Genomic DNA, 22,820 nt, shown 5'->3' with positions numbered 1-22,820 from the left:
CGCAAAATTATGTACTACCTAGTTACTTATGACAATTTGTCGCAGGCAAAATGTTCTGAACGGTACAAAAGATGATCGATCAACCGTCGCGAGCGCACTGCAGGATGTGGCTGTAACATGCTGACCACTGATTTTCATGCCGCTGGAGCCGCCCCTTTGCCCGACACTCGCCCGCCCGTGCTAGACGAAATTGACCGCCAGTTGATCGCCGCCCTGCAAATCAACGCCCGCGAAAGTGTCGCCATGCTGGCGCGGCAACTGGGCATCGCGCGCACCACTGTCACGTCGCGATTGGCGCGGTTGGAAAAAGCGCGGGTGATTACCGGATACGGCGTGCGCCTGGGGCAACGCGTGGTCGATGGCGGGCTGCAGGCGTATGTCGGGATTACCGTGCAACCGCGATCCGGCAAAGAAGTGCTGCGGCGTTTGAGCGCGATGGCGCAGGTGCAGCAACTGTGTGCGGTGAGTGGCGAATTTGATTATGTGGCGTGGTTGCGCACTGATTCGCCGGAGCAGCTGGATCAGTTGCTGGATCAGATCGGCAGCGTGGATGGGGTCGAAAAGACCACGACGTCGATAATCTTGAGCAGCAAGATTGATCGGGGGCAGCCGGTTTAGCTTTGGCTCTGAGGTTTTGCAGGGTCTGGGCGGGCCTCATCGCGAGCAAGCTCGGCTCCCACAGGGTTATATGATCAGCCCTTGTGGAGTAAGCCTGCTTGGCTCCCACACGGTTATGCGATCAGCCCTTGTAGAGGTGAGCCTGCTCTGCTGCCACAGGGATATGTGGATCAGCCCTTGTAGGAGTGAGACTGCTCGCGATAGCGGATTGTCCGCAAACGATGATGTTGAAGACCATTTACTTACAGATCGCAGGAATCGCTCGTCATAAAGCACAGCTGATTATCAAAACGACGACACATTGCGTCTTATTAACGTGTTCTGCGCTCTCTAGAATGGCTGGCATCTTTTCCTATACTCAGACGCGCATTCCGCGTCGGGTCGCCAGCAAGGTCAGCCATGAACAAGAACAATCGCCATCCTGCAGACGGTAAGAAACCGATCACCATTTTCGGCCCCGACTTTCCGTTCGCGTTCGACGACTGGATCGAGCACCCGGCCGGCCTCGGCAGCATTCCCGAGCATAACCACGGCGCCGAAGTGGCAATTGTCGGTGGCGGGATCGCCGGTCTGGTGGCGGCTTATGAGCTGATGAAACTGGGGCTGAAACCGGTCGTCTACGAGGCCTCGAAAATGGGCGGGCGCCTGCGTTCGCAAGCGTTCAATGGCGCGGAAGGCATCGTTGCCGAGCTCGGCGGCATGCGTTTCCCGGTGTCCTCCACGGCGTTTTATCACTACGTCGACAAACTCGGCCTCGAAACCAAACCGTTCCCCAACCCACTGACCCCGGCGTCGGGCAGCACGGTGATCGACCTCGAAGGCAAGACTCATTACGCCCAAAGCCTGGCGGATCTTCCTGCACTGTTTCAGGAAGTGGCTGACGCCTGGGCGGACGCGCTGGAGGACGGCTCGCGCTACAAAGAGATCCAGCAAGCGATCCGCGACCGTGACGTGCCACGCCTCAAAGAACTGTGGAACACCTTGGTGCCGTTGTGGGATGACCGCACGTTCTACGACTTTGTCGCGACCTCGAAAGCCTTCGCCAAGTTGTCGTTCCATCACCGAGAAGTGTTTGGCCAAGTCGGTTTCGGCACCGGCGGCTGGGATTCGGACTTCCCCAACTCGATGCTGGAAATCTTCCGCGTGGTGATGACCAACTGCGACGACCACCAGCATCTGGTCGTCGGTGGCGTCGAGCAAGTGCCGCTGGGCATCTGGCGCCACGTGCCGGAACGCTGCGTGCATTGGCCACAAGGCACCAGCCTCAGCTCGCTGCACCGAGGCGCGCCGCGCTCGGGCGTGAAGAAAATCGCCCACGCCGAGAACGGCCGTTTCACCGTCACCGACAACTATGGCGACAGCCGCGAATACGCTGCGGTACTGACTACTTGCCAGAGCTGGTTGCTGACCACGCAGATCGAATGCGATGAAACCCTGTTCTCGCAAAAGATGTGGATGGCCCTCGACCGCACCCGTTACATGCAGTCGTCAAAAACCTTCGTGATGGTCGACCGCCCATTCTGGAAAGACAAAGATCCGGAAACCGGCCGCGACCTGATGAGCATGACCCTCACCGATCGCCTGACCCGTGGCACTTATCTGTTCGACAACGGCGACGATAAGCCCGGCGTGATTTGCCTGTCGTACTCGTGGATGAGTGATGCGCTGAAGATGCTGCCGCACCCGGTGGAAAAACGCGTGAGATTGGCGCTGGACTCGTTGAAGAAGATCTACCCGAAAGTCGATATCGCCGCGCGGATCATTGGCGACCCGATCACCGTTTCCTGGGAATCCGATCCGCACTTCCTCGGCGCGTTCAAAGGCGCCCTGCCCGGTCATTACCGCTACAACCAGCGCATGTACGCGCACTTCATGCAGGACGACATGCCCGCCGAGCAGCGCGGGATTTTCATTGCCGGCGACGACGTTTCGTGGACCCCGGCGTGGGTCGAAGGCGCGGTGCAGACTTCGCTCAACGCGGTGTGGGGCATCATGAAACACTTCGGCGGTGAAACTCACGCCGAGAACCCGGGTCCAGGAGATGTGTTCAACGAAATTGGGCCAATCGCCCTGCCCGAGTAAGAGGAATCCGACATGCGCGTAGCCCTTTACCAATGTCCACCGTTGCCGCTGGACGTCGCCGGCAATCTGCATCGCCTGCATCAACTGGCGCTGGAGGCCCGAGGCGCGGACTTGCTGGTGTTGCCGGAGATGTTCCTGACCGGCTACAACATCGGCGTGGATGCCGTCAGCGTCCTCGCCGAGGTGCACAACGGTGAGTCGGCACAGCAAATTGCGCGCATTGCGAAAACCGCCGGCATCGCCATCCTTTATGGTTATCCCGAGCGCACCGAGGACGGCCAGATCTACAACTCGGTGCAATTGATCGACGCCCACGGCGAACGCGTGTGCAATTACCGCAAGACGCATTTGTTCGGCGACCTCGATCACTCAATGTTCAGCGCTGGCGGCGATGATTTCCCGGTGGTCGAGCTCAATGGCTGGAAAATCGGCTTCCTGATCTGCTACGACATGGAGTTCCCGGAAAACGCCCGACGCCTGGCGTTGGCCGGTGCCGAGCTGATTCTGGTGCCGACCGCGAACATGATTCCTTACGACTTCGTCGCTGACGTCACCGTCCGCTCGCGCGCCTTCGAAAACCAGTGTTATGTGGCTTACGCCAACTATTGTGGCAACGAGGGCGACATCCATTACTGCGGGCAAAGCAGCATCGCCGCGCCGGATGGCAGCCGTATCGCCCAGGCCGGGTTGGACGAAGCGTTGATCGTCGGCGAGCTGGATCGGCAATTGATGCTCGATTCGCGCGCGGCCAATCGCTATTTGATCGATCGCCGTCCTGAACTTTACGGCGAGCTGAACAAGCGCTGAGCCCCGGTTATCCGCTAGCATTAGCGCTTCTCTGTACTGGAAGTGCTCATGCCTGCGCCGAATCATCCCCGCCCTCACACTGAAACCCTGGCCAATGGGCTGCGGGTGACGCTGCGTCACGCGCCCGATTTGACGCGCGCCGCAGCCGCTTTGCGGGTCGCCGCTGGCAGCCATGACGTGCCGTTGGCATGGCCCGGGTTGGCGCATTTTCTTGAGCATTTGCTGTTTCTGGGCACTGAGCGTTTTCCTACGGACGAGGCGCTGATGGCCTACGTCCAGCGGCATGGCGGCCAGGTGAATGCGCGGACCAATGAACGCACCACCGAGTTCTTTTTCGAGTTGTCGCTGCAGGCGTTTGCCGGTGGATTGCAGCGTCTGTCAGACATGCTCGCCCACCCGCGTATGAATCTGGACGATCAGGCGCGGGAACGGGAGGTTTTACACGCGGAATTCGTCGCTTGGTCCCAGGACGCCACCGCGCAACAGCAACTTTCGCTGTTCGACGCGCTGTCGCCGAGTCATCCATTGCGCGGTTTTCATGCCGGCAACCGCGACAGCCTGCCGGTGCCGCAGCCTGAGTTTCAGCAGGCTTTAAGGGATTTTTATCAGCAGTTTTACCGCACCGGGCAGATGACCTTGAGTCTGGTAGGTCCGCAGAGTCTTGAACAGTTGCGAGCGATGGCGCAGGCGTTCGACGCGGCTATCGCACCGGGGGATAAAGTCCAGCAACAGGCGCCAGCACCGCTGATGGCTGCTGCGGATAAAAGTTATCAACAGGTCGGCGAACGTCGAGTGGATCTGCTGTTCGCCCTCGACGGGTTGCCGGAATCGTCTGCCGAGGCATTGGCGTTTTTGTGTCATTGGCTGAACAGCGCGAAACCCGGCGGATTGCTCGCCGAACTGCAAAAACAAGGCTTGGCTGACCGTCTGAAAGCCGCGCCGCTGTATCAATTCGCCGGACAGGCTTTGTTGCACATCGAGTTCATCAGCACTGCGACGCCAAGTGCGCCAAGTGCGCTGCGCGAGCAACTGATGGATTGGCTGGGGTTTTTCGCGTCTCAGCAAAACAGCAGCGAACTGCGCGAAGAATACGCGGCCCTGCTGCAGCGCCAGCAACAAGTCAGCAGCGCTTTGCAACAAGCGCAGCGGGACAGTCAGCAGCTTGAAAGCGGTTTATCCGAACAAGGTGTTGCAGCGCTCCAGAGCATCCTCCAACAAATCGGCGCTGTGGATAACTTCACCGGCCAGTGGCATCTGCCCGCTGCGAACCCGTTCCTGCGCTCGGACTCAGCACCGGCCAACGCCGGACTGATTCGCGGCCAGACCAGCGCCCACCGTGGTTTGCGCACGTTCGCCCAGGATCGCTCGCGCGGTCGCCGTGAACGCTCGCCGATGCAATTCAGCCAGGCATTGCCCGGCAATACCGATGCAGGCGCGATTTATCTGCGCTGGCGGTTGGCGCCGGCAGCGGACAGCGGCCTGCAATCGAGTCTCGAAAATAGCCTGCAACCACTGCGTGAAGACGCGCGTCAGGCGGGTGTCGAGGTTTCTTTCGACGCGTCGGGCAACCAATGGTTGCTGAAGATGACCGGTTTGCAGGAGCCGATGCCGAAAATCCTTGAGTACGCGCTGACGCTACTGACGAAACCTGACGCCGATTTCCCACGCCTCGCAACGACCAGTCCTGCGTTGATGCCGATTCGGCAACTGCTCAAAGCGCTGCCGGCGTGCGGACTGGAACCGGCGAATGTCTCAGATAATCTGCAACAACTCTGGTCGAACGCACGCTGGGATGGCTTGGCGGTCGGTTTGTCGACGCAGACGCAAGCGGCGATGGGCGTTGCGCTGAGCCGTATTCCGGGGATCGCCGACGCGCAACTGACGGCGCAGCCATCGCTCGATTCGCAGCACGTGTGGCATTGCATCGAAACCCAATCCAGCGAAGCGGCGCTGCTGCTGTTTTGCCCTACAGCCACTCAGGAAATTACTGACGAAGCCGCTTGGCGTTTGCTCGCGCATTTGAGCCAAACCGCGTTTTACCAACGCCTGCGCGTCGAGCTGCAACTGGGTTACGCGGTGTTCAGCGGATTGCGCCAGATGAATGGCCAGACCGGTTTGCTGTTTGGCGTGCAGTCGCCGACGGTCGCGGTGGGCGAATTGCTCGGGCACATCGAACATTTCCTCAGCGGACTGACAGAACTGATCAGTGGCCTCGACGATCACTCCTGGCTCGCGCAACGCCAGGCACTCGCGGATCAATTCGACATCGATGCGCTGCCGAGCGTGCAGGCGGCCGAACTGCTTTGGCAGGCAAAACTGGCCGGCCACTCGTCGGATTACCTCTCGCAACTTGGTGAAACCATTTTGTCCATCGACCGAGCCGAATTGTTCGCCGCCGCCCAGCGTCTGAATAACGCGGCAGCCGGTTGGCGCTGTATCGCCAACACGCCGTGCCCCGGCGGTCTTTGGCAAGTGGCGAAATGATCATTACGGGCGCTGCAATTAGCTTTCTCAAACTTTCACGGGCAAGCGCTCGGTAATTTTGAGTAACATAGCCGCCTAACTATCTGAACATCTCCGGCTGGAGGTGGACTATATGTATAGGTCTCAGCTGTCCCATCCACCTGAAAGGAGCACTTTTATGTCCTGGTCCAAACCTGCTTACACCGACCTGCGTATCGGCTTTGAAGTCACCATGTACTTCGCAAGCCGCTAAGTTTGTCCTGTGTCACAGCGCCTCGGTTTGCCGAGGCGTTTTTATTTTCGGTTTTCAAATGATGGAGCGGCCATGTTTGTCCAGATTCTAGGTTCCGCCGCCGGCGGTGGTTTCCCGCAGTGGAATTGCAACTGCGTGAACTGCGCCGGTTTTCGCGACGGCAGCCTGAACGCCAAGGCGCGTACCCAATCGTCCATCGCGATTTCCGATGACGGCGTGAATTGGGTGCTGTGCAATGCGTCGCCGGACATCCGCGCCCAGCTCCAGAGCTTCGCCCCGATGCAACCGGGCCGTGCGCTGCGCGATACCGGGATCAGCGCGATCATCCTGATGGACAGCCAGATCGACCACACCACCGGTCTGCTCAGCCTGCGCGAAGGTTGCCCGCATCAGGTCTGGTGCACCGACATGGTCCACGAAGACCTGAGCAGCGGTTTCCCGTTGTTCACCATGCTGACCCATTGGAACGGCGGGCTGAACTGGAACCGCATCGAGCTCGACCAGAGCTTCAGCGTCCCGGCGTGCCCGAACCTGCGTTTCACCCCGCTGCCCTTGCGCAGCGCCGCCCCGCCCTACTCGCCGCACCGTTTCGACCCGCACCCGGGCGACAACATCGGCCTGATCGTGGAAGACCTGAGCACCGGCGGCAAACTGTTTTACGCGCCGGGGCTGGGCAAAGTCGACGCGTCGCTGCTGGACATCATGGCCGGCAGCGATTGCCTGCTGGTGGACGGCACGATGTGGGATGACGACGAAATGCAGCGTCGCGGCGTCGGCACCCGTACCGGTCGGGAAATGGGCCATTTGGCGCAGAACGGCCCCGGCGGCATGCTGGAAGTGCTCGAACAACTGCCCAAGCAGCGCAAAGTGCTTATCCACATCAACAACACCAACCCGATCCTCGACGAAGATTCACCGGAGCGCGCGGAACTGGCGCGGCGTGAGGTTGAAGTGGCGTATGACGGGATGAGTATTGTGTTGTAGCTGACGGCCCTTCGCGGGCAAGCCTCGCTCCTACAGGGCATAGCGAAGAACCTGTAGGAGCGAGGCTCGCCCGCGAAAGCGTCCGACCCGACACCAAAGAATCCACCGGTCCTACCCGGAGAACCGAAATGACTGACACCGCAATGTCCCCCACCGAGTTCGAAGCCGCCCTGCGCGCCAAGGGCGCCTATTACCACATCTATCACCCGTATCACGTGGCGATGTATGAAGGTCGGGCGACGCGTGAACAAATTCAGGGCTGGGTGGCGAACCGCTTCTACTATCAGGTGAACATCCCCCTGAAGGACGCGGCGATCCTCGCCAATTGCCCGGACCGCGAGATCCGCCGCGAGTGGATTCAGCGCCTGCTCGACCATGACGGCGCGCCCGGTGAAGACGGCGGCATCGAAGCGTGGCTGCGCCTCGGCCAGGCGGTTGGCCTAGATCCGGACCAGTTGCGCTCGCAGGAACTGGTGCTGCCCGGCGTGCGTTTCGCTGTCGATGCCTACGTCAATTTCGCCCGTCGGGCCAGTTGGCAGGAAGCCGCCAGCAGCTCGTTGACCGAACTGTTCGCGCCGCAGATCCACCAATCGCGCCTCGACAGCTGGCCGCAGCATTACCCGTGGATCGACCCGACCGGCTACGAATATTTCCGCACTCGCCTGGGTCAGGCGCGGCGCGATGTCGAGCACGGTCTGGCGATCACTTTGCAGCACTACACCACCCGGGCCGGCCAGGAGCGCATGCTGGAAATTCTCCAGTTCAAACTGGACATTCTTTGGAGCATGCTCGATGCCATGACCATGGCGTATGAGCTCAATCGCCCGCCGTATCACAGCGTGACCGAGCAACGGGTCTGGCATAAAGGAATCATCTTATGAGTTTCGATCGCAGCAGAGTCCCCACCTGGCGTCAGGGTTACCGCTACCAATACGAACCGGCGCAGAAGGGCCACGTGCTGCTGTACCCGGAAGGCATGATCAAACTCAATGAAAGCGCCGCGTTGATCGGCGGCTTGATCGACGGCGAACGTGATGTCGCGGCGATCATCGTCGAACTGGAGGCTAAATTCCCCGGTGTGCCCGAGCTCGGTGAAGACATCGAGCAATTCATGGAGGTCGCCCGTGCTGAGCACTGGATCGAACTTGCCTGACACCGTGTCGGACAAGTTACCGCCCAAACCGGAAATCGGCCTGCCACTGTGGCTGCTGGCCGAGCTGACGTATCGCTGCCCGCTGCAATGCCCGTACTGCTCCAATCCGCTGGATTTCGCCGAGCAGGGCAAAGAGCTGAGCACCGAACAGTGGATCAAGGTGTTTCGCGAAGCGCGGGAAATGGGCGCGGCGCAACTGGGTTTCTCCGGCGGCGAACCGCTGGTGCGCCAGGACTTGGCCGAACTGATCGCCGAGGCGCGCAAGTTGGGTTTCTACACCAACTTGATCACCTCGGGCATTGGCCTCACCGAGCAGAAAATCAGCGACTTCAAGAAGGCCGGCCTGGACCATATCCAGATCAGTTTTCAGGCCAGCGACGAGCAGGTGAACAACCTCCTGGCCGGCTCGAAAAAAGCCTTCGCGCAGAAACTCGAAATGGCCCGCGCGGTGAAGGCGCACGGTTATCCGATGGTGCTGAACTTCGTCACTCATCGACACAATATCGACAAGATCGACCGGATCATCGAGCTGTGCATTGCGCTGGAAGCCGACTTCGTCGAGCTCGCGACTTGCCAGTTCTACGGTTGGGCGCAGCTCAATCGTGTCGGTTTGTTGCCGACCAAGGAACAACTGGTCCGCGCCGAACGCATCACCAACGAATACCGCGCCAAACTGGAAGCAGAAGGGCATCCGTGCAAACTGATTTTTGTCACGCCGGATTACTACGAAGAACGCCCGAAAGCCTGCATGAATGGCTGGGGCAGTATTTTTCTCACCGTCACGCCGGACGGCACCGCGCTGCCCTGTCACGGTGCCCGACAGATGCCGGTGCAATTTCCCAACGTGCGCGATCACACCATGCAACACATCTGGTACGACTCGTTCGGCTTCAACCGCTTTCGCGGTTACGACTGGATGCCCGAGCCGTGCCGCTCCTGCGACGAGAAAGAAAAGGACTTCGGTGGCTGTCGCTGCCAGGCGTTCATGCTCACGGGCGATGCAAGCAATGCCGACCCGGTGTGCAGCAAATCGGAACATCACGGCGTGATTCTCAAGGCCCGCGAAGAAGCCGAGCACGCGACTCAAACCATTGAACAACTGGCCTTTCGCAATGAACGAAACTCACGACTCATCGCTAAAGGCTGAGCCTTTCAGCGCGCTCAAGGCTGTCGCTGCCGGCATCGATTTTGCTGAAGTGCAACTCGGTCGCCATGGCTTGTTCTGGAACGAATACCGTCCCGAGGACGGCACTTGCCGGATCTGGCACTGGCGCGACGGGCAAGCCCACTGCATGACGCCGCCAGGTTTCAGCGTGCGCAGCCGCGTGTACGAATATGGCGGCGGCGCGTTTTGTCTGACTGATGACGGGGTAGTTTTCGTCAACGAGGCCGACCAGCAGCTGTATCGCCAGTCGCTGAACAGCGAAACCCCGCAGGCGCTGACCTCGAATGAGTGCCGATATGGCGATCTGCAATTCGCTGATGGCCAAGTGTTGGCGGTTGAAGAAAACCACGATCAGCATCGGTTGGTCGCCATCGACCTCGCGGATGGCACGCGTCATCTGCTGGCCGAAGGTGCGGATTTCTATGCGGCACCGACGCTGAGCCCGGACGCCCGGCGCCTGGCGTGGATCGAGTGGAGCCGGCCCGACCAACCGTGGACCGCAACGCGTCTGATGGTTGCCGAGCGTGAGGATCAGGCCAGTTTCGGCGCGCCGCGCTGTGTGGCGGGCGATGCTGGCGAAGAGTCGTTGCAGCAGCCGCGTTTTGATCAGGGCGGTCGTTTGTATTGCCTGACCGATCGCAACGGGTTTTGGCAGCCATGGGCGGAGTCGGCTGATGGCTTGAGCGCGTTGGCGAGCGCCGCTGCCGATCACGGACCGGCGCCGTGGCAATTGGGCGGCAGCACTTGGTTGCCGCTCGGTGGCGAGAATTATCTGGCGAGCTGGACCGAGGGCGGCTTTGGCCGATTGGAGATTCGCGGTGATGTCACTGAAGATTTCACCGGGGATTACACGCGTTTTCGCAGTCTCGCGATGGATGCACAGTGCATTTACTGCATCGCCGCCTCGCCGATCAGTTCTGCCGCAGTGATCGCGATTGACCGCAGCACCGGCGCGGTCAAAACCTTGGCCGGCGGTATCGCCCCGCTGCCTGCCGAACAGGTCAGCCGTCCACAAACCCTGCGTTACCCAAGCGGTTCGGGCGAGGCGCATGGCTTCTTCTACCCGGCCATGACTGCCGAAGCGAAACCGCCGCTGGTGGTGTTTATCCACGGCGGCCCGACGTCAGCCTGCTACCCGATGCTCGACCCGCGCATTCAATATTGGGCACAACGCGGCTTTGCCGTGGCCGACCTCAACTATCGCGGCAGCAGCGGTTATGGCCGCGAATACCGCCAGGCGCTGCACTTGAGTTGGGGCGATGTCGATGTCGAGGATGCTTGCGCGGTGGTGACCTATCTCGCTGAACGCGGAATGATCGACGGCGAAAAAGCCTTCATCCGCGGCGGCAGTGCCGGCGGTTACACGACGCTGTGCGCTCTGGCGTTCCACCAGGTTTTCCGCGCTGGCGCCAGCCTTTATGGCGTCAGCGATCCGGTCGCGCTGGCGAGGGCGACGCACAAGTTCGAAGGCGATTATCTCGACTGGCTGATCGGCGATCCGCAGCTAGACGCCGAACGCTACGCCGCGCGCACACCGCTATTGCACGCGAAAAACATCAGTGTGCCGGTGATTTTCTTTCAGGGAGAACTGGACGCGGTGGTGGTTCCGCAGCAGACCCGCGACATGGTCACGGCGCTGGAGGACAACGGCATTCTGGTGGCGGCGCATTATTACGCGGACGAGCGACATGGCTTCCGCAAGGCCGGGAACCAGGCACATGCGCTGGAACAGGAATGGTTGTTTTATAGGCGGGTGATTGAATCAACCGATTGAGAGCGACTCGCGCCATTCGCGGGCAAGCCTCGCTCCTACAGGGATGGCGCAAAGCCTTGTAGGAGCGAGGCTTGCCCGCGAAAGCAATCTACTTCATGCCACAGGACTCAACGCTTGGCGATGATGTAAACCGCGTGCACGATCCCAGGAATATAACCGCACAACGTCAGCAGAATGTTCAGCCAGAACGCACCCGCGAAACCGACTTGCAGAAACACACCCAGGGGCGGCAACAGAATGGCGATGATGATTCGAATAAAGTCCATGGGGCAGCTCCTGAATTAAGTTGGCTCGTGTGAGCCACACACCCAATCGACCTGCGCCGTTCGTCAGGGTTCAGTGCTTTTTTCAGGCCAGAATCTCAAGACCGTATTTTTGAACGATGCTCAGCAACTTCAGCGCCATGCCACTAGGGTGTTTAGCCCCCGCCTCCCATTGCTTGACTGTCGAGGCGCTCGTGTTCAAATATCGCGCGAATACCGGTTGGCTGACGTTGTTGCTCTCGCGCAGCGCCTTGATTTGCTCCGCCGGTATCGCGTCCGGCACCTTTGCCAGGCACGAGTCGTCGAATTCGCGCATGGTTGCTTTGCTGATTGCACCGATGACGAACAAGGCGCTGGCTGATTCGTGAATTGATTCTGACAATTCGCTATTGAATTTTTTACTCATGAGATATCTCCACAAATTCCTGCATATCCAGCAAGCGCTGGATTTCCATCTCAGTCAGCCCTCCGTATGCCTTGGCTAACTCGCGCAAATCGACTAACTGTCTCGGAGTGATATTGGGCATCGGCATTCCCTGCCGAAGCTCGCTAAAAGGCCATCGATCCAATCACGACTCAAGCGCCAATCGCATTTGGCAAAACGCAGAGACAAAAAAACGCCCCACGCCAAAAGAATCAGGCATGGGGCGATGCGTTATTACCGCGAGACGGTTCGGAAATTCGTGTAGGGCGGTTCTGATCAGACGGCAATCCCTTTGCGGCATTGCAGTTGCGCGGTGCGCACGCGGGAGAAGGCGCGGGCCAGGCGCAGGAGCATTTCGTCGATGTTGGCTTTGCTGACGGTGAGCGCCGGGGTGAAGCGCAGGCAGTCGGGTTGCGCGGCGTTAAGCAGCAAACCTTCGTAGAGCGCCGCTTTGACTACGGCGTCCGCTGAATCTTCTGACAAGGTCAGTCCCCAGAGCAGACCTTGTCCACGCAGTTCGCCGTGAGCATAGCGATGGGATAAACGCCGCAGACCTTCACTCAGGTGCTGGCCGGCTTCCTCGACGTGCTGGAGGAAGCCTTTGTCGTCCACGGTTTCGAGCACTGCCAGGCCGGCAGCGGTCATCAGCGCATTGCCGTGGTGGGTGCCGGTCATTTCGCCGAGGTCGAAACAGCACGCTTTGCCGCGCGCCAGGAGTGCCGCCAGCGGTACGTCGCCGCCCAGCCCTTTGCCGAGCACAACGATGTCGGCGCGTACGTCGCAGGAGTGTTCCGCGAGCAAGCTGCCGCAGCGGCCGATACCGGTTTGCACTTCATCAAGGATCAGCAGAATTCCGAGCTCGCGACAGAGGCGCTCGACGCCTTTGAGGTAATGCGGGTCGGCGGGAATCACGCCGGCATCACTCTGGATTGGCTCGAGCATGATCGCCACGGTTTGCGCGTCTACCGCCGCGTGCATCGCCGGCAGGTCGTTGAACGGCACGTGGCTGAACCCCGGCAGTCGCGGTTCAAAGAGGTTGGTCAGGCTGGAACTGTCCGACGCCGAGATCGTCGCGAGACTACGCCCGTGGCAGCCATTTCTGGCAACGATGATCCGCGAAGCACCACCGCGATAGCGCTGGCCCCACTTGCGCGCCAGCTTGATCGCCGTTTCACAGGCCTCGCTGCCGCTGTTGAGCAGGTACGCCTGATCGCTGCCGGTACTGCGGCAGAGACGCTCGGCGAGGTTGAGCATGCCGCGGTTATGTAGGCCGAAACCTGGATTAATCAGCGCCTGAGCCTGATCGGCAATGGCCCTGACCAACACCGAAGCGCTATGGCCCAAGCTGTTGGCACCGCCGCCCTGGGTGAAATCCAGATACGCGCGGTCGTCGCTGTCCCACAGCCACGAACCCTGCCCTCGCACGAATATCTGCTTCGGCCGCTCGACGCTGGGCATCAGGCACTCGCTGGAAAGGTTGTCGTTGCAAGTCGGTTTGGACGCGTCCATCGCCAAGTCGTCGAGGCTGCGCGGGCTGGCTGTATTGCGGCGCAAATTGAACAGATTCATCGCAAAAAACCTCCGTTGAGGTGTTTTGCCGTGTCTGTGTAAAAACCTATGTAAACACCATCGCTGCAAACGCTATTCATCGCGCTTTCCGGCCCTGTAAGCCTTGTGAATGCGGTTAGACTAGGCGCCGGCACGGCCGTGAGCCATTTCGATTTCACAGCATTTTCGATAAGTGTTACTTATGGATTTCAAGCAACTGCGTTATTTCGTCGCGGTCTACGAAGAGGGCCATGTCGGCCGGGCTGCCGAGCGACTGTCGATCTCGCAACCGGCGCTGTCGCAGCAAATCCGCCATCTCGAACAAAACCTCGATGTCAGCCTGTTCGAGCGCAGCAGCAAACGGTTGTTGCCGACGTTGGCCGCGCACACGCTGTACAACCACGCGCTGCCGCTGCTGGATGGGATGCAGCGGGCGCGCGAAGCGCTGGGCAATTTCAAGGGCCAGGCGTTGCGCACACTGGCGATTGGCGTGCTGCAAACGGTGCACACCAGTCTGGTGCCGCAAATGCTCGAACGGGTGCGCAAGGCGCAGCCGCATCTTGTCGTGCAGATCTACGAATTGACGGGTCTGGAGATCGAGCGGCGCCTGCTCAACGGTTCGCTGGACATCGGCATCAGCTACCTGCCGCCACGTCAGCCGGGGCTGCATGGCGTGCTGCTGTACGAAGATGAACTGACGCTTGTCATCCCGGCGGAGCATCCGTTGCGGGAATTCAAGAAAGTCTCGATGAGTCAGGCGGCCGAGCTGCCGATGTTGCTGCTGGGCGAGGAATTTCAGCTGCGGCAGATCTGGCAAACGCAACTGGCCAACCTCGGCCGGCGGCCGCAGGTGCAAGCTGAATTGAACAACATGGCGGGCATTCTCGACAGCTTGCCGCATACCCGGCTGGCGACGGTGCTGCCGGGGCGCTCGCAAAAAGCTTTGGGCAACCATGAACTGCTGTGGAAACCGATTACCGAACCGCGCGTGCCGCTGAACGTCGGATTGGTCTGTCGAGATGTGCAACGGCAGCAGGCCTCGTTGGCGCTATTGCAGACGTTGCTGGAGGAAGTGCTGAACGGACCGGAAGATCGCTTAGTCGGCCCGGCGAAACCGGCCTGATGGCTGGGCCGGGCACTTTTCTGCAGGCAAAAGAAAACCCCGCCGAAGCGGGGCTTTGCAGACTGTTTCCCTGACATCCATTTCACTCCGCCGTCCTGGCAGAATCCTACGTGTCCCTGTTGTTGCTTTGCGCTTCCTGCGCGACGTCCATGTGAAGTAGATTAACTGTGGATCCAATCGGCGCCAATGGGAGAACAGCAGCACGTCATGTAAGAGATTGCTTACATGACTTTACATGGTCAGAACTGCGCAGCGTCGAGCAGGAACAGCGACTCGCTGCCAGCCTTCACCGAGGCGCTCAACGAGTGGATACGCGGCAGCAGACGGGCGAAGTAGAACCGCGCGGTGCCCAGCTTGCTGGCGTAGAAATCTTCCTGCGCTTCTTTGCCGAACGCCGCTTTGGCCATCAACGCCCACATATAGGCGTAGGAAACGTATCCAAACGCTTGCAGATACTCGACCGACGCCGCGCCGATTTCATTCGGGTTGTTTTTCGCCCGGTCGAGCAGCCACGAAGTCAGCTCATCGAGAGTGGTTACCGCGTCGTTCAACGGCTTGGTGAACTCCGCCAGATCGGCGCTGGCCGTTGCGGTGAAGTGGCGGATTTCGTCGGCGAACAGGTTATAGAACGCCCCGCCGCTGCCAACAATCTTGCGCCCGACCAGGTCCAGCGCCTGGATGCCGTTGGTGCCTTCGTAAATCTGCGTGATGCGCACGTCGCGCACCAATTGCTCCTGGCCCCACTCGCGGATGTAGCCGTGGCCGCCGAAAATCTGTTGGCCATGCACAGTGGTTTCCAGGCCCAGATCGGTGAGGAACGCCTTGGCCACTGGCGTCAGTAGCGCCACCAGATCTTCCGCACGTTTGCGTGTGGTCGGGTCTTCGCTGAACTTCGCGGTGTCCAACTGCATCGCCACGTACGTCGAGAACGCGCGACCGCCCTCGTTCGAGGCTTTCATGGTCAGCAACATCCGGCGCACGTCCGGGTGGACGATGATCGGGTCAGCAACTTTGTTTTTGTTCTGCGCGCCGGTTGGCGAACGGCTTTGCAGACGATCGCGCGCGTATTCGATGGCGTTCTGGTAAGAACGCTCGCCGGTCGCCAGGCCCTGAATGCCGACGCCCAGACGCTCGTAGTTCATCATGGTGAACATCGCCGCCAAGCCTTTATTCGGCTCGCCGACGATGTAACCGACGGCTTCGTCGAAGTTCATCACGCAGGTCGCGGAGGCCTGGATGCCCATTTTGTGTTCGATCGAACCGCAATTCGCCGGGTTGCGCGCGCCGAGGCTGCCGTCAGCGTTGACCATGAATTTCGGCACGAGGAACAGCGAAATGCCTTTCGGACCGGCCGGCGCGTCGGGCAATTTCGCCAGCACCAAGTGAATGATGTTTTCGGTCAGGTCGTGCTCGCCACCGGTGATGAAGATTTTGGTGCCGCTGACTTTGTAGGAACCGTCGGCCTGAGGCTCAGCCTTGGTGCGGATGATCCCGAGGTCGGTGCCGGCATGCGGCTCGGTCAGGCACATGGAACCGGCCCAGACGCCGGAGTACATGTTCGGCAGGTACGCAGCTTTCAATTCTTCGCTGGCGTGGGCGTTGATCGACAGGCAGGCGCCGGCCGTGAGCATCGGGTACAAGCCGAACGACAGGCTTGCGGAGTTGACCATTTCTTCGACTTGCGCCGAAACCGCCTTGGGCATGCCCATGCCGCCGTAAGCCGGATCGCCGCCGACGCCAACCCAGCCGCCCTCGGCATAGGTCTGGTAAGCCTGTGGGAAACCTGCCGGCGTGGTCACGGCACCGTCCGCCCAATGGCAACCTTCTTCGTCGGCTGCACGGCTCAGTGGCGCGATGCTTTTGCTGGTGACCTTGCCCGCTTCTTCGAGAATCGCTTCGACGGTTTCGGCGTCGACGGTGTCGGCCAGTGCCGGCAGTTCGGCCCAGAGCTTGGCGACCTCGAACACTTCATTGAGGACGAAGCGCATATCGCGCAGGGGCGCTTTGTAGTCAGCCATGGCAAACCTCGCAGGATCTAAACAGGTGATTCACAGGAAATGTGTTTTCGTTGGGCCCGAGTGTAACCCAACAACTTTTACGACACATAGGGTCAGCTCATGACCGATTTGTAATCTTTAGTCACTGCGATTTGTCTGCTGAATCGCAATCGCGGGCAAGCCTTGCTCCCACAAGCGTTCAGCCAATGCAGACTTGCGAACGGCACTGAACCTGTGGGAGCAAGGCTTGCCCGCGATGCTTTTCATGGGCTCGCCATCAAAGCGCAAACATCTGCGCCGGCAATTTCATCAAACAATCACTCCCGGCCTCGATCGCCGCCCGATGCGCAGCGGTGCGTGGCAGCAATCGCTTGAAGTAAAACTCGCACGTCGCCAGTTTCCCGCGCAGGTAATCGGCATCGCCGCTGCCCGCGTCCAACTGTTGCTGCGCCGTCAGCGCCATGCGCAGCCACAAGTAGCCGAGGATGATGTAGCCGCTGTACATCAAATAATCCACGGACGCGGCGCCGACCTCGTCGGCATTCTTCATCGCCGCCATGCCGATCTGCGTAGTGACTTCGCCCCACTGCTGGTTCAAGCCATTGAGCTGCGCGACGAACGCGCCCAGTTGCGGATGCTCGGCATTCGCCGCGCAAAACTTATGGACGATTTTGGTAAACCCGCGCAGCAGTTTGCCCTGGCTGCCGAGCACTTTGCGCCCGAGCAAGTCCAGCGCCTGAATGCCGTTGGTGCCTTCATAAATCGGTGCAATCCGGCAGTCGCGTACCAGTTGCTCCATGCCCCATTCGCGGATAAAACCGTGGCCGCCGAAGACCTGCATACCGTGGTTGGTCACTTCCAGGCCGGTGTCGGTCATGAACGCTTTGCAGATCGGCGTGAGAAACGCCAACAAGTCCTCGGCGTCCTGCCGCGCGGTCGCGTCGGCGCTCAGATGCGCGGCATCGAGTAATTGCGCGGTGAAATAAGTCAGCGCGCGGTTGCCTTCGTTGAAGGCTTTCATGGTCAGCAACATGCGCCGCACGTCGGGGTGGACGATGATCGGGTCAGCGGCTTTTTCCGGGGCTTTGGCGCCGGTCAGCGAGCGCATTTGCAGGCGATCGTTGGCGTATTTGATCGCGCCCTGGAAGCTCGCTTCACCCAGACACAAGCCTTGCATGCCGGTGCCCAGGCGCGCGTGGTTCATCATGGTGAACATGCAATTGAGGCCTTTATTGGCCTCGCCGATCAAAAAGCCCTTTGCCTGATCAAAGTTGAGCACGCAGGTGGCCGAGGCCTTGATGCCCATTTTGTGCTCGATGGAACCGCAGGAAACGCCATTGCGCTCACCCGCAGCGCCCTCGGCGTCGGGTAGGAATTTAGGCACGATAAACAGCGAAATGCCCTTGGTGCCTGCGGGAGCATCCGGCAGTTTCGCCAGCACCAAGTGGATGATGTTGTCGCTCAAATCGTGCTCGCCGGCGGAAATGAAGATCTTGCTGCCGGTGATCGCGTAACTGCCATCGGCGTCAGGCACCGCGCGGGTCTTGATGATGCCCAGATCAGTGCCGCAATGGGCTTCGGTCAGGCACATGGTGCCGGTCCACTGGCCGGCCGTCAGTTTGCTCAGGTAGGTGTTTTTCTGCTCTTCGGTGCCGTGGGCGTGGATCGCCGACATTGCGCCGTGGGTCAGGCCGGGGTACATGCCCCAGGAGGTGTTGCTGGAACCGACCATTTCGCTGATGACCAGCCCCAGCGAACTCGGCAAACCTTGGCCACCGTACAGCGGATCCGCCGCCAGACCATGCCAGCCACCTTCGACGTATTGTGCGAAAGCCTGCTTGAAGCCTGTAGGCGTTGTTACCACGCCATTGTCGAAATGGCAGCCCTCTTCGTCACCGCTGCGATTGAGCGGCGCGAGGACGTTTTCACAGAATTTCGCGCCTTCTTCGAGGATCGCGTTGACCATGTCCGGGCTGGCGTCAGTCGCCCCCAGCGCGGCGTAGTTGTGGTGAAAGTCGAAGACGTGGTCGATCAGAAAGCGCATGTCGCGCAGGGGGGCTTTGTACTCGGGCATGGTCGTTTCTCCGGCAGCAGATCAGCCAAACCTACTGCCGCGCACCACGCCTCACAATCACAGTCCAGACGCTGAATGCGCCATCATCACTCAACCCGCAGCGGCGTCCATGCGCACGGCGCCACGGCGGCTCTGGCCGAACGCAACGACGCAATTTCGCCCGGCACCCTTGGCGCTGTAGAGCGCTTCGTCAGCCGACTTGAGCACTTGTTCAGGGGTGCGCTGCTCCAGACGCTCGGCGACGCCGATGCTGACCGTCACCGAAACGCTGGACGCGCCGGAGCCGGCTCGACGCTGACGTCCCTGTTGGTCGTCTTGCGGCCGGTCGGGGTTGCGCAGTTGAATGTTGTAGGTCGCAATCGACTCGCGGATGACTTCCAGGTGCGGCATGCACTCTTCGAGCGTCTTGCCCGCAAACACCAGGGCGAATTCCTCGCCGCCATAGCGATATGCCCTACCGCCACCGCTGATTTTCGACAGTTTGCTGGCGACTAATCGCAGCACCTGATCGCCAACATCGTGGCCGTGGGTGTCGTTGAATTTCTTGAAATGATCGACGTCGCTCATCGCCAGCACGTAATTGCGCCCCAGCCGCTGCATGCGCTCGTTCAAGGCGCGGCGGCCTGGCAAACCGGTGAGTTCGTCACGGAAGGCCATTTGGTAGGCTTCGTGAGCGACCGCCGAGGCAATCATCAACATCACTTGGCTGCACATGATGTTCAGGGTAAACGGCAGGATGAAGGTTTTCGGCAACATCCAGAACAACCCGAGCAAACCGACCAGTTGCGCAGCGTGCAGCGGTCGCGGATGGCGCCAGTATTGCCAGGCCAGCAGTACAAACGCGGCGATGAACACCGGATAGGACAACTGGATCAGGCTCATCCACGCGCCGTGCAACGCCGGCCAGCGAATCTCCGATAACCACATCAGCAACGCCTGCGGATAACTCTGCTCGATGCCCAGCGCCACGCTGCCGAACGCCAGCAACACGGCGAAACGCGCCACCATGTCCTGAAACAAATGCGTGCGTTCCTGCCACGCCGCGAACAGCCCGAACAACAGCGGCAGCAGCAGGCAACAGAGGTGGAACACCACTGCGGCGTCTTCGCGAACCTTGCCGTTGTCGCGGTAATAGTCGGTCTGGGTGTCGAGCAAAAAGTAGGCGATGTACACCGTGACCATCAGAAACAGTTCGCGCTGACGTCGGTAAACCGCGCAATACGCGCCGCCGAGCAACAGCACCAAGGTCGGCAGCACGTTGAACAGCGAGGTGAAAAAGACGTTGAGATCCTTGATATACGCAGCCGAAAGCCCTGCGAGCAGCAGCAGGAGTGAAGGCAGGAAGTGGCTGAAACGTACAGCGGAAGAACGCGGCAAGGGGTAAAGCTCCGACCCGGCAAACAAAGATGGCATTGTGCCTGCAATTGGCGCAGTTAAGCACATGCAATGTGATGTCTGTCACACCGCCCACTCTATAACGGCAGGTTTCGGCGATTTCTTAGTGTTGCAGTCGGGAATTATTCAGCGCAGCACTCGACGTTTTGCGCAGGCACAAAAAAGCCGCTGCTCTCGAAAGAGCAGCGGCCGGTTGAAGCGACCGCGGCGGGCTTAGTAACCCAGGGCGAAGTCTTCTTCTTTCATGTCCATCAGGTTGTTGGCGCCCGACAGCATGGTCACCACGTGGGTGCGGGTACGCGGCAGGATGCGCTGGAAGTAGAAGCGCGCAGTCTGCAGCTTGGCGGTGTAGAACGCTTCTTCGGAGGTGCCGGCCGCGAGTTTCTCGGCTGCCAGACGTGCCATGTCAGCCCAGAAGTAAGCGAGGCAGGCGTAACCGGAGTACATCAGGTAATCCACCGACGCCGCGCCGACTTCTTCGCGATCTTTCATGGCGGCCATACCGACCTTCATGGTCAGCTCGCCCCATTCCTTGTTCAGTGCAGCCAGCGGCGTAACGAATTCCTGAACGGCTTCGTTACCTTCGTTGGTCTGGCAGAACTTGTGGACGATCTTGGTGAAGCCTTTCAGGGCCTCGCCTTGAGTCATCAACACTTTACGGCCCAGCAAGTCGAGTGCCTGGATGCCGGTGGTGCCTTCGTACAGCATCGAAATGCGGCTGTCGCGAACGTTCTGCTCCATGCCCCACTCGGCGATGAAACCGTGGCCACCGTAGATTTGCACACCGTGGTTGGCGGATTCAAAACCGACTTCGGTCATGAAGGCTTTGGCGATTGGAGTCATGAAGGCCAGCAGTGCGTCGGCTTTCTTCTTCTCTTCTTCGTCCACGCCGTATTTGACGATGTCGACCTGCTTGGCGGTGAAGTAAACCATCGCGCGGTTGCCTTCGGCGAACGCCTTCATGGTCAACAGCATGCGACGTACGTCAGGGTGCACGATGATCGGGTCAGCGGCTTTTTCTGGCGCTTTCGGGCCCGTCAGCGAACGCATTTGCAGACGATCGCGAGCGTATTTCAGGCCGCCCTGGAAGCCGATCTCGGCGTGCGCCAGACCTTGCAACGCAGTGCCCAGACGCGCGGTGTTCATGAAGGTGAACATGCAGTTCAGGCCTTTGTTCGCCGGGCCGATCAGGTAACCGGTGGCCGCGTCGAAGTTCATCACGCACGTGGCGTTACCGTGGATGCCCATTTTGTGTTCCAGGGAACCGCAGGTCACGGCGTTACGCTCGCCGATCGAACCGTCAGCGTTCGGCATGAACTTCGGCACGATGAACAGCGAGATGCCTTTGGTGCCGGCCGGTGCATCCGGCAGACGGGCGAGGACGATGTGGACGATGTTGTCGGCCATGTCGTGTTCACCGGCCGAGATGAAGATCTTGGTGCCGGAAACCTTGTAGGAACCGTCGGCCTGAGGTTCAGCCTTGGTGCGCAGCATGCCCAGGTCGGTGCCGCAGTGCGGTTCGGTCAGGCACATGGTGCCGGTCCATTCGCCGGACACCAGTTTGGTCAGGTACGCGTCTTGTTGCTCAGGCGTGCCGTGCTCGGAAATGGTGTTCATCGCGCCGTGCGACAGGCCTGGGTACATGCCCCACGACCAGTTGGCTTCGCCAACCATTTCGCTCACGGCCAGACCCAGCGACTCCGGCAGGCCCTGGCCGCCGTGCTCGACGTCGTGCGCCAGGCTCGGCCAGCCGCCTTCGACAAATTGCTTGTAGGCTTCTTTGAAGCCAGTCGGGGTTTTAACCCCGGACTCGCTCCAGGTGCAGCCTTCGGTGTCACCCACGCGGTTCAGCGGAGCCAGCACCTGCTCACAAAACTTGGCGCCTTCTTCGAGAATGGCGTCAACCATGTCCGGAGTTGCGTCTGCGCAAGCCGGAAGGCTCGAATAATGCGCTTCGTAGCCGAGCAGCTCGTCACAAACGAAGCGAATATCACGCAAGGGGGCCTTGTAGTCAGGCATAGCGATAAACCTCTGCTGATGTAACCGGGAATGAACGACCGCATTGATTTGTTGTGACGGTCAAACAGTTGTTTGAAACATACGTTTACGCCCAAATCTTGTCAAGCGCCGATCTTTTGCCGTTCGTCATCACGCTCGCATTCATAACGGCCACACAGCCGCGAACCGCCGCCGACATCGCGCCATGCCACAGACAAAAGATTAGTTGAGGAAGAAAGACTTACGCAGAAAAACGCCGCGAAGATTCGCGGCGTTGGGGAAGCGGATTGAGCAAATAATCAGGCGTAAGTATCAATCAACGTGCCGAGCACTTCATCGGAAGCCTTGGCGACTTTCGCTCCAAGCTCGACCTGCAACTTGCCCTGAGACATCTCGACCATATCGCTGGCGAAGTCCGAGCGCTGACTGCGATCAACCGAACGCAGGCGATCGACCTGCACATCCGAAGACTGACCGACCGGCACCCGTTCGACAGCAGCACCGGCGATCTGGCCGGCAGCCTGATCGATACGGTTCTGCCCGGTCTGGATAGTGTTCAGACCGGCATAAAAAGCGCTGTTACCTGAGATTTCCATGGGAGAACTCGTCCTGTGAAGGAACAACAGCGGCCATTGAACCAGACGCACCGGCAAAACACCCGACAAAAACACTAATGGCACAGTGCCTTGCCATAGGCAA

The 22,820-nt window shown here is 59.9% G+C and carries 20 protein-coding genes; 11 read left to right on the top strand and 9 right to left on the bottom strand.

Annotated elements, in window-relative coordinates; genetic code table 11:
* Positions 1-156: 156 nt before the first annotated feature.
* The 10 genes from BLU01_RS15665 to BLU01_RS15620 all read left to right on the top strand — a co-directional run bounded on the left by BLU01_RS15665 (position 157) and on the right by BLU01_RS15620 (position 11,299).
* Complete coding sequence (locus BLU01_RS15665) at positions 157-618, top strand: Lrp/AsnC family transcriptional regulator (protein WP_008067391.1); 462 nt, start codon at positions 157-159, stop codon at positions 616-618.
* Positions 619-1,017: 399 nt separating this feature from the next.
* Positions 1,018-2,700: a flavin monoamine oxidase family protein gene (locus BLU01_RS15660; RefSeq protein ID WP_092277231.1), complete on the top strand. Its 1,683-nt coding sequence runs from the start codon at positions 1,018-1,020 to the stop codon at positions 2,698-2,700.
* 12 nt (positions 2,701-2,712) lie between these two features.
* Positions 2,713-3,507 carry a carbon-nitrogen hydrolase family protein gene (locus BLU01_RS15655; protein ID WP_092277228.1) on the top strand — a complete coding sequence of 265 codons (795 nt, stop codon included), beginning with the start codon at positions 2,713-2,715 and terminating at the stop codon, positions 3,505-3,507.
* A gap of 48 nt (positions 3,508-3,555) precedes the next feature.
* Positions 3,556-5,991: a pyrroloquinoline quinone biosynthesis protein PqqF gene (gene pqqF, locus BLU01_RS15650; RefSeq protein ID WP_092277225.1), complete on the top strand. Its 2,436-nt coding sequence runs from the start codon at positions 3,556-3,558 to the stop codon at positions 5,989-5,991.
* A 157-nt stretch (positions 5,992-6,148) separates the two neighbouring features.
* Entirely contained in the window at positions 6,149-6,223 is a 75-nt protein-coding gene (gene pqqA / locus BLU01_RS15645) for a pyrroloquinoline quinone precursor peptide PqqA (RefSeq protein WP_009045898.1), read from the top strand.
* Between the two features lie 72 nt (positions 6,224-6,295).
* Positions 6,296-7,207, top strand: a complete 912-nt coding sequence (gene pqqB, locus BLU01_RS15640) for a pyrroloquinoline quinone biosynthesis protein PqqB (protein WP_092277222.1) — start codon at positions 6,296-6,298, stop codon at positions 7,205-7,207.
* A gap of 128 nt (positions 7,208-7,335) precedes the next feature.
* Complete coding sequence (gene pqqC, locus BLU01_RS15635; protein ID WP_092277219.1) at positions 7,336-8,088, top strand: pyrroloquinoline-quinone synthase PqqC; 753 nt, start codon at positions 7,336-7,338, stop codon at positions 8,086-8,088.
* Complete coding sequence (gene pqqD, locus BLU01_RS15630; RefSeq protein ID WP_092277216.1) at positions 8,085-8,360, top strand: pyrroloquinoline quinone biosynthesis peptide chaperone PqqD; 276 nt, start codon at positions 8,085-8,087, stop codon at positions 8,358-8,360. The genes pqqC and pqqD overlap by 4 nt, the downstream gene beginning before the upstream one ends.
* Positions 8,361-8,364: 4 nt before the next feature.
* Positions 8,365-9,507 carry a pyrroloquinoline quinone biosynthesis protein PqqE gene (pqqE, locus tag BLU01_RS15625; protein WP_167370475.1) on the top strand — a complete coding sequence of 381 codons (1,143 nt, stop codon included), beginning with the start codon at positions 8,365-8,367 and terminating at the stop codon, positions 9,505-9,507.
* The gene (locus BLU01_RS15620) at positions 9,473-11,299 is read left to right on the top strand and encodes a S9 family peptidase (RefSeq protein WP_092277210.1); all 1,827 of its coding nucleotides are present in this window, start codon (positions 9,473-9,475) and stop codon (positions 11,297-11,299) included. Before pqqE ends, BLU01_RS15620 begins: the two co-directional genes overlap by 35 nt.
* 107 nt (positions 11,300-11,406) lie before the next feature.
* Here BLU01_RS15620 and BLU01_RS15615 read toward each other — a convergent pair whose 3' ends face one another.
* The 4 genes from BLU01_RS15615 to BLU01_RS15600 form a co-directional block, all read right to left on the bottom strand.
* A complete protein-coding gene (locus BLU01_RS15615) occupies positions 11,407-11,565 on the bottom strand; it encodes a YqaE/Pmp3 family membrane protein (RefSeq protein ID WP_007904205.1) in 159 nt (52 codons plus the stop codon).
* 82 nt (positions 11,566-11,647) lie between these two features.
* Positions 11,648-11,968 carry a helix-turn-helix domain-containing protein gene (locus tag BLU01_RS15610; protein ID WP_092277207.1) on the bottom strand — a complete coding sequence of 107 codons (321 nt, stop codon included), beginning with the start codon at positions 11,966-11,968 and terminating at the stop codon, positions 11,648-11,650.
* Complete coding sequence (locus BLU01_RS28005) at positions 11,961-12,089, bottom strand: type II toxin-antitoxin system RelE/ParE family toxin (RefSeq protein ID WP_231987089.1); 129 nt, start codon at positions 12,087-12,089, stop codon at positions 11,961-11,963. Before BLU01_RS28005 ends, BLU01_RS15610 begins: the two co-directional genes overlap by 8 nt.
* A 173-nt stretch (positions 12,090-12,262) precedes the next feature.
* The gene (locus tag BLU01_RS15600; RefSeq protein WP_092277204.1) at positions 12,263-13,555 is read right to left on the bottom strand and encodes an aspartate aminotransferase family protein; all 1,293 of its coding nucleotides are present in this window, start codon (positions 13,553-13,555) and stop codon (positions 12,263-12,265) included.
* 181 nt (positions 13,556-13,736) lie between these two features.
* Between BLU01_RS15600 and BLU01_RS15595 the strand changes: the two genes are divergently transcribed.
* Positions 13,737-14,657 carry a LysR family transcriptional regulator gene (locus tag BLU01_RS15595; protein ID WP_092277201.1) on the top strand — a complete coding sequence of 307 codons (921 nt, stop codon included), beginning with the start codon at positions 13,737-13,739 and terminating at the stop codon, positions 14,655-14,657.
* 239 nt (positions 14,658-14,896) lie between these two features.
* Here BLU01_RS15595 and BLU01_RS15590 read toward each other — a convergent pair whose 3' ends face one another.
* The 5 genes from BLU01_RS15590 to BLU01_RS15570 all read right to left on the bottom strand — a co-directional run bounded on the left by BLU01_RS15590 (position 14,897) and on the right by BLU01_RS15570 (position 22,717).
* Positions 14,897-16,675 carry an acyl-CoA dehydrogenase C-terminal domain-containing protein gene (locus BLU01_RS15590; RefSeq protein WP_092277198.1) on the bottom strand — a complete coding sequence of 593 codons (1,779 nt, stop codon included), beginning with the start codon at positions 16,673-16,675 and terminating at the stop codon, positions 14,897-14,899.
* A gap of 256 nt (positions 16,676-16,931) precedes the next feature.
* Entirely contained in the window at positions 16,932-18,728 is a 1,797-nt protein-coding gene (locus BLU01_RS15585) for an acyl-CoA dehydrogenase C-terminal domain-containing protein (protein WP_092277195.1), read from the bottom strand.
* Positions 18,729-18,818: 90 nt separating this feature from the next.
* Entirely contained in the window at positions 18,819-20,105 is a 1,287-nt protein-coding gene (locus tag BLU01_RS15580) for a GGDEF domain-containing protein (RefSeq protein ID WP_092277191.1), read from the bottom strand.
* 231 nt (positions 20,106-20,336) lie between these two features.
* Positions 20,337-22,142, bottom strand: a complete 1,806-nt coding sequence (locus BLU01_RS15575; protein ID WP_092277188.1) for a phenylacyl-CoA dehydrogenase — start codon at positions 22,140-22,142, stop codon at positions 20,337-20,339.
* A gap of 278 nt (positions 22,143-22,420) precedes the next feature.
* Positions 22,421-22,717, bottom strand: coding sequence for a pyrroloquinoline quinone biosynthesis protein PqqE (locus BLU01_RS15570; protein ID WP_092277185.1), 297 nt, complete (start codon positions 22,715-22,717; stop codon positions 22,421-22,423).
* Positions 22,718-22,820 lie beyond the last annotated feature (103 nt).

Source organism: Pseudomonas prosekii, assembly GCF_900105155.1.
Classification (GTDB): Bacteria; Pseudomonadota; Gammaproteobacteria; order Pseudomonadales; family Pseudomonadaceae; genus Aquipseudomonas; species Aquipseudomonas prosekii.
Note: the sequence above shows the minus strand (reverse complement) of the source record. Positions and strands in the feature narration are given on the sequence as shown.